9 protein-coding genes and 1 pseudogene are annotated in these 9,677 nt (G+C 37.6%); 6 read left to right on the top strand and 4 right to left on the bottom strand.

All coding sequences use genetic code 11. The features are described 5' to 3' along the window. Nucleotides 1-220, top strand: a 220-nt coding sequence (locus OZD68_RS02775) for a transposase (RefSeq protein ID WP_275008938.1), incomplete at its 5' end; no start/stop codon positions are given. Nucleotides 221-501: 281 nt separating this feature from the next. Here the strand turns inward: OZD68_RS02775 and OZD68_RS02770 are convergent. From OZD68_RS02770 to OZD68_RS02760, 3 genes are all read right to left on the bottom strand, one after another. Beyond that, nucleotides 502-1,692 carry an AAA family ATPase gene (locus OZD68_RS02770; protein ID WP_182309387.1) on the bottom strand — a complete coding sequence of 397 codons (1,191 nt, stop codon included), beginning with the start codon at nucleotides 1,690-1,692 and terminating at the stop codon, nucleotides 502-504. Then, nucleotides 1,689-1,883, bottom strand: a complete 195-nt coding sequence (locus OZD68_RS02765) for a hypothetical protein (protein ID WP_182309388.1) — start codon at nucleotides 1,881-1,883, stop codon at nucleotides 1,689-1,691. The genes OZD68_RS02770 and OZD68_RS02765 overlap by 4 nt, the downstream gene beginning before the upstream one ends. Nucleotides 1,884-1,955: 72 nt before the next feature. After that, the gene (locus OZD68_RS02760; protein WP_182309389.1) at nucleotides 1,956-4,616 is read right to left on the bottom strand and encodes a valine--tRNA ligase; all 2,661 of its coding nucleotides are present in this window, start codon (nucleotides 4,614-4,616) and stop codon (nucleotides 1,956-1,958) included. Nucleotides 4,617-4,865: 249 nt separating this feature from the next. Here OZD68_RS02760 and OZD68_RS02755 point away from each other — a divergent pair, with 249 nt between their 5' ends. After that, a complete protein-coding gene (locus OZD68_RS02755; RefSeq protein WP_182309390.1) occupies nucleotides 4,866-6,074 on the top strand; it encodes a coiled-coil domain-containing protein in 1,209 nt (402 codons plus the stop codon). Nucleotides 6,075-6,124: 50 nt separating this feature from the next. Here OZD68_RS02755 and OZD68_RS02750 read toward each other — a convergent pair whose 3' ends face one another. Next, entirely contained in the window at nucleotides 6,125-6,640 is a 516-nt protein-coding gene (locus tag OZD68_RS02750) for a gamma carbonic anhydrase family protein (RefSeq protein ID WP_182309391.1), read from the bottom strand. A 144-nt stretch (nucleotides 6,641-6,784) separates the two neighbouring features. Between OZD68_RS02750 and secG the strand changes: the two genes are divergently transcribed. The 4 genes and pseudogenes from secG to OZD68_RS06765 all read left to right on the top strand — a co-directional run. Further along, complete coding sequence (gene secG, locus OZD68_RS02745; RefSeq protein WP_182309392.1) at nucleotides 6,785-7,105, top strand: preprotein translocase subunit SecG; 321 nt, start codon at nucleotides 6,785-6,787, stop codon at nucleotides 7,103-7,105. Further along, a complete protein-coding gene (locus tag OZD68_RS02740) occupies nucleotides 7,105-8,709 on the top strand; it encodes a CTP synthase (protein WP_182309393.1) in 1,605 nt (534 codons plus the stop codon). Before secG ends, OZD68_RS02740 begins: the two co-directional genes overlap by 1 nt. Nucleotides 8,710-8,734: 25 nt before the next feature. Beyond that, nucleotides 8,735-9,145, top strand: coding sequence for a nucleoside deaminase (locus OZD68_RS02735; RefSeq protein ID WP_015588966.1), 411 nt, complete (start codon nucleotides 8,735-8,737; stop codon nucleotides 9,143-9,145). Nucleotides 9,146-9,429: 284 nt separating this feature from the next. Then, nucleotides 9,430-9,537, top strand: a pseudogene (locus tag OZD68_RS06765) (WPE palindromic element domain-containing protein); the annotation flags it as partial. Between the last annotated feature and the right edge of the window lie 140 nt (nucleotides 9,538-9,677).

The following is a 9,677-nucleotide window of genomic DNA, read 5'->3' as shown; positions in this document are numbered from 1 at the left end:
ACTTGGACAGACTGTCATTCTTGACAATGCTACTTTTCATAAGTCTGATAAGATTATCGAGCTTGCTAAAAGGGTTGGTGCAGAAATTTTGTATCTGCCGCCTTATTCTCCAGATTTCAACAAAATTGAGCATCATTGGTTTGCTATAAAAAACAGAGCCAGGAAAGACATTCCTCTATTCGAATCCTTTCGTCGTGCTGTTGATTCTGCCTTCCTATGACCTGTTCGGACTATTATGAGAAATGCTATACAATAAGCGCTAAAGATGTAAGTAACGTAAGAGTAGCTAAGGAACTAGCTACAAAATAAAATGCATTAGCCTCACTAAGCAAATTGCTCATTACTCCCCCCCACGTTCAGCAGTCTTGTATATATTTATTAAAATTCTCTTATCTGTGGAGGGGAGTATTTATTTTTATCCTGCACCTACAACAAACTTCCCATCCTCAGTCTGCTAGCTAAAAATGGCTAAGGTTTTATGTATCCAGTGTACAACTGTACTCAAAATGTGTGGTAGCTATTGGTTGGGGTAGAACATATACTGGTATATCCAGAATCACATGAAGCGTCATTCAGCTTACGTGATGGTCTGGATGTGTATTGCTGTGATTCTCCTATAGAATTTTCAATTTTCCCGTTAGTCTGCTTATTCGACACCTTTGTAACATTATGAGTCTTCTTAAAATTTTGACAAATAACCCCAATCCTAGTATTGTCAAGTACTTTACTTCCACAATCTTCTATTTCCTTGAATAAACTAATCAGATTTGCTGGTGAAAAATTCTCATTAGTATTGCGTAAAATTGTGTCAATAAATATATTTTGCAATTCTTTCTTCTGAAAATACTCATTTATTATTTTTTTACGTGTGTCTGTGTCTAATGTAGGAATCTTAATGTGTGTAGACAAATGACCAACCCTAATAAGTGCATCATCTAAAACATTTATACGATTAGTTGCAGCAATCACCGTCACACCTTTTCTAAATTCAAATCCATCCAATTCAGCTAATAAATTATTTAAAGATTCTACATTATTATCACTGCGCATTTTGCCAATTCCATCAATTTCATCTATAAAAATTATACAAGGAGTGTTTTTTTTTGCTTTCTCAAAAACCTTATTTATATTTGACACATTAAGCAAATCAGATCCAGAAACACTTATAAATGCAGATTTGAATCTAGTTTCACTTGCAATCGCCTTAGCAGTCATAGTCTTACCAGTTCCTGGTGGACCATACAAAATGTATCCTTCTCCTTTTTCTAGAGCATTTGGTTCACAAATCCTTATCAACTTTTGTTTTATATCGTTTTGAAGTATAACATCATCAAATGTTATCTTTCCTCTTTCTTCATCTTTTCCATAAAACTTCATCCGCAGCTCTTCTTTTACTTCAACTTTCTTTATGAGACTACCAAGCCTTTCTTCTAATTCCTCTTTTGTTATGAGACTACCAATTAGCTTTTCCATTTCATCGCTAAGCTTCTTACTTAGCTCTTCCACTTCATCTTTTTTTGCAGCACTACCCATTAGCTTTACAATTTCATTGTATTGACTACTAAGCCTCTTATTTAGCTCTTTGATTTGAAGCTCTAAGCTTTGTATTATATTTTCTTGCTCTTTAGCTAATCCATTTTTTTCATTAGGTTCTGCTTTTTGTGCATCAAGCTTTTTATTCTGGCTGATCATTTTACATGAAGTACAAGCACCAGAACAGAAAGTATAGACAAACTCAAAGCAACAGGAAGAGCTACATTAAAGATTGCAACTGAAGACAAGAACTTAACATAAGTGGCAAGAGCAAGTGTCCCAGACGCAAGCAATACCAAAGTAGCAAGAGCACCAGCTATAAGATATGGTGCATTGGTTTTACTATACAAATCCCTCATTATTCCCTCATACTAATAATGATTACAATAGCATGGATATTAAAGGGAGTAAAGCTATAAAAATCAGTATAAGTCTGTATTCACTATGTATTTTCCGTCTTCAGTTTCAAGCTCAGGCTGCATCCACTCTATCGTTTCCGCATTGCAAACTGCCTGCAAATCATCCTGTGCAGATTGATTCAATTTATCCTCTCGTAGATCTGCTTTTATCATCAATTTTTTTATCAGATGCTTAACTGATACATTATTATCTGCCTTTATCTTTCTGATAATGTTTAATATCTGAATAACATTATCTCCCATTTCCTCTGAATATTTATCGTAGATAAGTTCTTCTTTGCTCGGCCAATTACTTTGATTGTGTACAGAATTATAACTATACAATTGGTGGTATATCTCTTCTGTAATGTAAGGCAAGAAAGGTGCAAATAACCGCAAAATAATATTCAGTACATACGCCAAGCTTTGTTTTGCACTTAAACTGCTTCCGTACGCACGTTTTTTTACTAACTCCAAGTAACTATCACAAAAATCCTTCCAAAAAAATTCCTCTATTACGCGCAAAGCTTCGCAGTATTCAAATTGTAATAGGTTGTTCGTTGCTCTTTCTATAACTTTGTACAACTTAGACAATATCCACTTATCCATTGTCTCGTGAGCAGAATTTATGCTCATCACTTGATGCTTTTCCATGAACATGGAAACGAACTTGCTAGCGTTCCAAAGTTTTGTAACGAGGCGCTTGCCAATTTTGAATGTATTTTCAGAGTAGACTGTATCAACTCCAAGCCTTGAGTTCGCTGCCCAATAGCGCACTACATCAGCTCCATAAGTCTCAAGTATTACATGAGGAGTAATGATGTTACCCTTCGATTTACTCATCTTTTTCTTATCATCTGCTAAACACCAACCGCTGATCATAATGTTTTTCCAAGGTAAAGAATTTGCATGATAATGTGCCTTTAAAATAGTATAAAAAGCCCAAGTTCTTATTATCTCATGGCTCTGGCTGCGCAGATCTGCAGGAAATATCGTATCATAGCGATGATTTGGTAAGCTAAACTCACTGTTTACTGCTAGTGCACTTAGTTGAGGAGTAATTGAACTTGTGGCCCAGGTATCCATTACATCTTGATCTGGGATAACCTCTTCTTTGCTATACCCTTTTGGCAAATCTTTCAATGGATCTATAGGCAGGTCCTTTATCTCAGCTAGAATAATTTTACCTTCTTCTCCATTACGGTTGGAATACCACGCTGGAAATGGCACACCAAAATAACGTTGCCTTGAGATGCACCAGTCCCAATTTAGCCCTTCTATCCACACTTCCATACGTTTACGCATAGTAGCTGGATGCCAATTGCATTCTTTTACTTTATCTAATACTTGAGCTTTTTGCTCTAAGGTCTTGATAAACCATTGATAAGTAGGCAATATCTCAAGTGGTGCACCAGATCTTTCTGCACACTTAACAGAATGAGAAATGTTAGTGCTTTCTACCAAAAGTCCTTTTTCAGTTAGGATTTCGATTATACGCTTTCTTGCTGCTGTAACTTTCAATCCATTTATTTCATTTAGTATATCGTCTGTCATCCGAGTATCTGACACTGGGATCCATTCTTCTTTCTGATCACACCCACCTTCCTTTGTCATCTGAGTAGCCCTTTCTCCTGTCATCCCAGTAGCCCCTATGGTGTCATTCCAGTGCCCAGACACTGGGATCCATTCTTCTTTTTTCTGACCATACGCTGACATGATATCTTCCTCTGTCATCGCTGGCATTGGCTCTCTTTCCTCGATTCCAGTGTCAAGCACTGGAATGACATCATCTAGGTCCATCCTTCCATCCTGATCGATGATAATTTTCATCGGTAGATTATGCTTTTGCTGCCAATATATGTCGAGTTCATCACCGAATGTACAACACATAACAAGCCCGGTGCCTTTATCTATTTTAACCTTATCATCTGCTATTATTGGAACTTTCTCCTCCGTTATTGGCACTACCGCTGTTTTTCCGATCAGATGAGTGTAGCGCGTATCCTCTGGATGACAAAAAACTGCAACACATGCAGGAAGTAACTCAGGCCGCGTAGTTGCAATGTTGATCTGCTCATTTTCTTGAGTAGAGAAAACTATCGTGTTTAAGGATGACTCAAAAACTTTATCTTCTATTTCTGCTTGCGCAATTGCGGTTTTATCAACCGGGTCCCAAAGGATGGGCTGCATTTTTCTATATGCATATCCCTTATTATGTAGATCAATAAACGACATCTGTGAAAGCGTCACAGTTTCCTTGCTGATCGTGTGATATTCCAAATCCCAGTCGTAACTAATGCCGACCGATTTAAATAGTTCCTTGAATTCTTGCTTTGATTTTTCAATAACCTCATGGCACATCTCTATAAATTTTTCCCTGCCAACTTCTTTTGCGCGGGTTTTATAGGTTTGCTCAACCAATCTTTCAGTGGGAAGCCCATTATCATCAAACCCAATTGGGTAAAACACATCTTTTCCCAGCATGCGCTGAAACCTTGCAATAAAGTCCGTGTGGCAATAGCTAAATATATGGCCGATATGGGGTTTTCCTGATATTGTCGGTGGAGGCGTGTCTATAGTGAAAGTGTTATCCTTTTCACCATTCCATTTATAAACTTTACTACCTTCCCATAATATGTTGCATTTGTCTTCAACTTCTTTAAAGCCGTATTTTTCTTTTAACATAAATATTTCTCAATTTTAAACTTTAAGCTAGCAACGTCATACCGCCGCGGTATCTCTAGATCCCGCTAACAAGCAGCGGAATGACGATGGTCGGTAAACCTAAATCACTTTAGCTATAGCACAATTACGGCAATTTTACGCCAAAATTTTTTGTTTACAAACATAAATTTTCTATGCTATGATAAAAATATTACTTGACCTTAGGTTCTAAGGGTATTATGTAATGTTAAATTATAGTTGAGGTTCGTTATGATAAGCTTGAAGAATGGTACAATACAGGTTCCCGATGATAAAATAGTGCTTGTTATAAAAAAGGATGATTATGAAGAATTTAAAAAGTATAAAAACGTAGATAGGAGTGGTGCTATAATTCATGACAAGTTTTATGTGGGCTGTACGCTAAATGATCAACAGCTATATATTACTGGTTCTTATCCTCAAGAAGAACCAGGAGATAATACAATCATGAATGTAAAATGCGTTGGGAGAAAGGGTGGCAAATATTTTAGTCGCCCAGAAGAAATGAAAAATCTGTTAGGCTTTAACGATGGGAAAGAGGAGATTATGGTAAAAGCCCTATCTTGCCATCCCACAGTACAATTGTTAGAAGAGAAAAATGTTAAAACAGCGGAATTGGAAGCTGCAGAAGAGCGGTTAAAGGGGAAAAATGAAGAATTAGAAGCTGCAAAGAAGAAAGCTGAGGAGGAATTGAGAATTAAAACACAAGAATTACAAGATCAATTGGACACAGCTCAGCAGGAAAAACAAGACTTAGAAGCTGAAGTGGAAAGACTAAAGGCAATAGATTCTACAGCGTTGCAGCAGCAGTTAGAAGAGAAAAATGCTAAAATAACAGAATTGGAAGCATTAGATGCTGTGGCGTTACAGCAAAAGTTAACAGAGAAAGAGAATGAAATGACAGCATTAAAAGCTCAACCAGATGCTGCTGTTACGAAGTTAGAGGGTGAAAAAACAACACTAACAAATAAAATAAAAGATTTAGAAGCACAGTTAAACAACCAACCAAATGCTGCTCAGTTAAAAGCCAAAGAGGATGAAATAAATAAACTAAATGATGAAGTTGCGCAGTTAAAGGCAGCACCAAATGATACTGCTGCTCAGTTAAAAGCCAAAAAGGATGAAACAAAAGACTTACAAAATCGATTGACTGAAGCTGAGGAGAAAAATAGAAAACTAGAAGATAAAAGCAAAACAACTGAGCAACCAAAACAAGGCAATGGAGCACGGTACACTGCTACTGTTGGTATGGGTCTTGCTGCCGGACTGATAGCATTTACTGCGCTTGAACGTACAGTTAAGTTAGAGATGTTAGTAATGATTGGTATAGCAGTAGCATCTGCACTCGTAGCCGGTGGTATTACATATGCAGTATTACCTAGTACTCAAGTAGATGGGGCAAAAGCACAAGAAGTAAATGAGAATGGGAAAAAGAAGTAACGAGGGTTAAGCCGAAATGTACGTGTCAAGTAAAACACTTGAAGCGAACTTCAGTTTTTATGTTCCTTCATTAGCATAATATAATTTTGTGCTGATTGTGTAATATGTTTAATTTCTTCATTCGACATTTTTTTGAAGAATTTTGCTGGCCTGACAGCCCATATTTCCCCACTTTTTATCACTTTTCCGTGTGTTGCCAGTGAGCCAGCAGCTACCATAGCTTCAGGCTCCACAACTGCATGGTCCATCACGGTAGAGCCCATACCAATAAACGCCTTATCATGCACCGTGCATGCGTGCAACACACAAAAATGTCCCACTGTTACCATGCTGCCAATAATTGTGTCACCACCTGGGTTTCTATCCACATGAATTACCGTTCCATCTTGAATATTTGTTCCATTACCTATTTTTATTGATCCAACGTCCCCTCTGATTACACAATTAAACCAGATGCTTGCATCTCTTCCTATTTCAACCTTGCCTATGATATGCGAACCACCTGCGATGAAAGCACTTTCGTCTATTTTTGGTTCATAATCTTTGTATTTTAAAATGTGATACATGTTAAGCCCAAAGTCTTATGCATATGTTAATCAAAATAAGGTAAGCAGTAAATACATACTTAGATTTCAAACTACTTGGGTGACAGATGTTCTTGACTTACGTGCTTTGTACTGCTAAGATTTTTATTTTCAGCCCTATCTATAATGTCAGTAGCGGTATTAAGTATATTTCAAATAATATTGGTTGTTGTGTTAGTAATTTTAGTGCTCTTGCAGCCGCCTGGAAGTAGTTCGTTAAGTGGTTTTAGTAATACACAACAGGGGGGCAATTCGATGATTCCGGTGAAATCTTCTGAAAACCCGCTCAGCAGAATAACGGCTATTGTTGCTGGATTGTTTATTATAAACACATTGCTATTGTCAGGATTATGTTCAAAAGACGTACATAAAAAATCGATCGCAGAAAAAATTATATTAGAAAAAAAGCAAGAAAGTGAATCTACTTCTGTTCCATTTGAAAATTAATGAAGGAAGCTAAATTTATCTTTGTCACAGGTGGAGTTGTGTCATCGCTTGGTAAAGGCTTAGTTGCTTCGAGTGTTGGTGCGCTTCTTCAAGCTCACGGTTTTAAGATCCGTATCAGAAAACTTGACCCGTATCTCAACATTGATCCTGGGACAATGAACCCAACTCAGCACGGAGAGGTATTTGTTACCGAAGATGGTGCTGAAACTGATTTGGATCTTGGGCATTATGAGCGTTTTACTGGAATTAAAGCAACAAAAGATGACAATATAACAACTGGTAAGATATATCATGAGTTATTGAAGAAAGAGAGGCGTGGTGATTATCTGGGCAAAACTGTGCAAGTCATTCCTCATGTAACAGATTTGATCAAATCGTTCATTTTTAATAGTACGGAAGGTTTAGATTTTGTAATATGTGAAATAGGTGGAACTGTAGGTGACATTGAAAGCCAACCATTTTTGGAGGCTATACGCCAAGTTAACTACACATTAGGAAAACAAAGAGTTATCCTTATTCACTTAACTTTAATACCATATCTTACCGCAGCGCAAGAATTAAAGACAAAGCCAACGCAGCATTCAGTTCGAGAGTTAAATTCCGCGGGGTTACAACCAGATATTATATTATGCCGCAGTGAGAAAGAAATTTTCGATAATCAAAGAGAGAAAATAGCTAAGCTTTGCAATGTTTCTTTATCCAATGTGATACCTGCTCCTGATGTGAGTCATATATATGAGTTACCGGTGTTGTATAGCCAATGTGGGCTTGATAAGCAAATTTTGGAGCACTTTCATTTAAGTAAGCCAAGACCAAGCTTGACTGAATGGGATCAAATAGTGCATTCCATAAGGCACCCAACACAGGAAGTTACTGTGTCTATAGTTGGAAAATACACCGAATTCCCTGATGCGTATAAATCACTAGTTGAAGCATTAAATCATGGTGCGATTAGTAATAAAGTCAAAGTAAGGATAAATTGGGTTAACTCAAGAGAGAAGGAAGAAAAACCTATAAATGAAAAACTTATAGGAGAGAAATTACAGAATTCTCATGCAATCCTTGTTCCAGGGGGGTTTGGTGATGACGGAGTAGAGGGTAAAATATTAGCAATAAATTATGCCCGTACAAATAATATCCCATTTTTCGGAATTTGCCTTGGTATGCAGCTTGCAATTATTGAGTTTGCTCGTAATGTTGTTAAGCTTGGAGATGCACACTCTGAAGAATTTCGTAACTGTAAACATCCAATCGTTAAGTTAGCTGGCGATCAAGATGACGATCTTGGTGGAACCATGAGACTTGGGGCATACAAATGTAATATAAATGCAAACTCTAAAATGATGGATGCATATAGTAACACTACTATTTCAGAAAGACACAGGCATAGGTACATAATCAATTCAGATTATAAAGATGACTTAGAAAAAAATGGGCTGTTATGCAGTGGCATATCAGAAGATGGAACGTGCATAGAGGCAGTGGAGTTAGAGAGTCATCCGTGGTTTATTGGTGTGCAGTTTCATCCAGAATTTCAATCAAAGCCGTTTTCTCCTCATCCTCTTTTCGTGTCGTTCGTTAAAGCAGCAATTGATAAGAAATAAGTGCCTAGTGTTTAAGTATCAATATATGGAGCTTGCCATAGAGCAAGCCAAACTCGCTCAAAAAAATGATGAGGTGCCCATAGGTGCTGTAATAGTGAGTGGAGACAATATCATTTCTTCTGCACACAATATATCCAGCGATCCAACTGCACATGCAGAGATGTTAGCGATCAGACAAGCATTTTCAACTCCCACGCTTTGTGATGCTGATATGTACGTAACATTAGAACCATGTCCGATGTGTGCTCAAGCTATTTCCTTTGCCAGAATTAAACGATTGTACTTTGGAGCTTATAATCCAAAAGGTGGAGGAATTGAAAATGGTGCTAAGATATTTCAATTTTGCAGCCATATACCTGAAGTTTATGGTGGGATATTAGAAACAGAATGCTCTTTTTTGTTAAAGGATTTTTTTGAGAAACTAAGGAACATTTGATAAATCGTCATGCTACTTGTTTTCCGATACAAAATCGTCATCCCGCTACTTGTTAGCGGGATCTATGCTAGGAGATACCGTGACGATATGGCGGTTAAGTATAGCTCTTTTTACAATAATCCGAACAGATCATAATATGCTACTGCTCTACCATAGCCACAAGCACATATCTTATCCTATTCGGACTATTGCGAGAAGTGCTATAATTCGTCATTCCAGCGCGTGACGCACAACTATACAAACATTGTCCACCAGCAGGGTGTCATCCGAGTAGCTGACACTGCCCTCCTTTGTCATCCCAGTGCCCTGACTACTTGGATCCAGAAGACTTAATTTTAACCAAGTGGCTGCATAATAAAGGCTGGATTCCAGTGTCAAGCACTGGAATGACATTACAGGGACACTGGGATGACATCATCCTTTTCTCTGGATTCCAGACTGGAATGACAGCCATACGCGTCAAGTTATAGCTCTTTTTACAATAATCCGAACAGATCATAATATGCTACTGCTCTACCATAGCCATAAGCAC

This window comes from Wolbachia endosymbiont of Drosophila bicornuta, assembly GCF_028982105.1.
In the GTDB taxonomy this organism is placed as follows: Bacteria; Pseudomonadota; Alphaproteobacteria; order Rickettsiales; family Anaplasmataceae; genus Wolbachia; species Wolbachia pipientis.
The sequence above is the reverse complement of the archived record's forward strand: the minus strand, read 5'-3'. Positions and strand labels throughout refer to the sequence as shown.

Bases quoted from the DNA above. Each gene is read 5' to 3' on its own strand.
- OZD68_RS02770 (WP_182309387.1), bottom strand. From the start codon at position 1,692: ATGATCAGCCAGAATAAAAAGCTTGATGCACAAAAAGCAGAACCTAAT.
- OZD68_RS02760 (WP_182309389.1), bottom strand. From the start codon at position 4,616: ATGTTAAAAGAAAAATACGGCTTTAAAGAAGTTGAAGACAAATGCAAC.
- OZD68_RS02755 (WP_182309390.1), top strand. From the start codon at position 4,866: ATGATAAGCTTGAAGAATGGTACAATACAGGTTCCCGATGATAAAATA.
- OZD68_RS02750 (WP_182309391.1), bottom strand. From the start codon at position 6,640: ATGTATCACATTTTAAAATACAAAGATTATGAACCAAAAATAGACGAA.
- secG (WP_182309392.1), top strand. From the start codon at position 6,785: ATGTCAGTAGCGGTATTAAGTATATTTCAAATAATATTGGTTGTTGTG.
- OZD68_RS02740 (WP_182309393.1), top strand. From the start codon at position 7,105: ATGAAGGAAGCTAAATTTATCTTTGTCACAGGTGGAGTTGTGTCATCG.
- OZD68_RS02735 (WP_015588966.1), top strand. From the start codon at position 8,735: ATGGAGCTTGCCATAGAGCAAGCCAAACTCGCTCAAAAAAATGATGAG.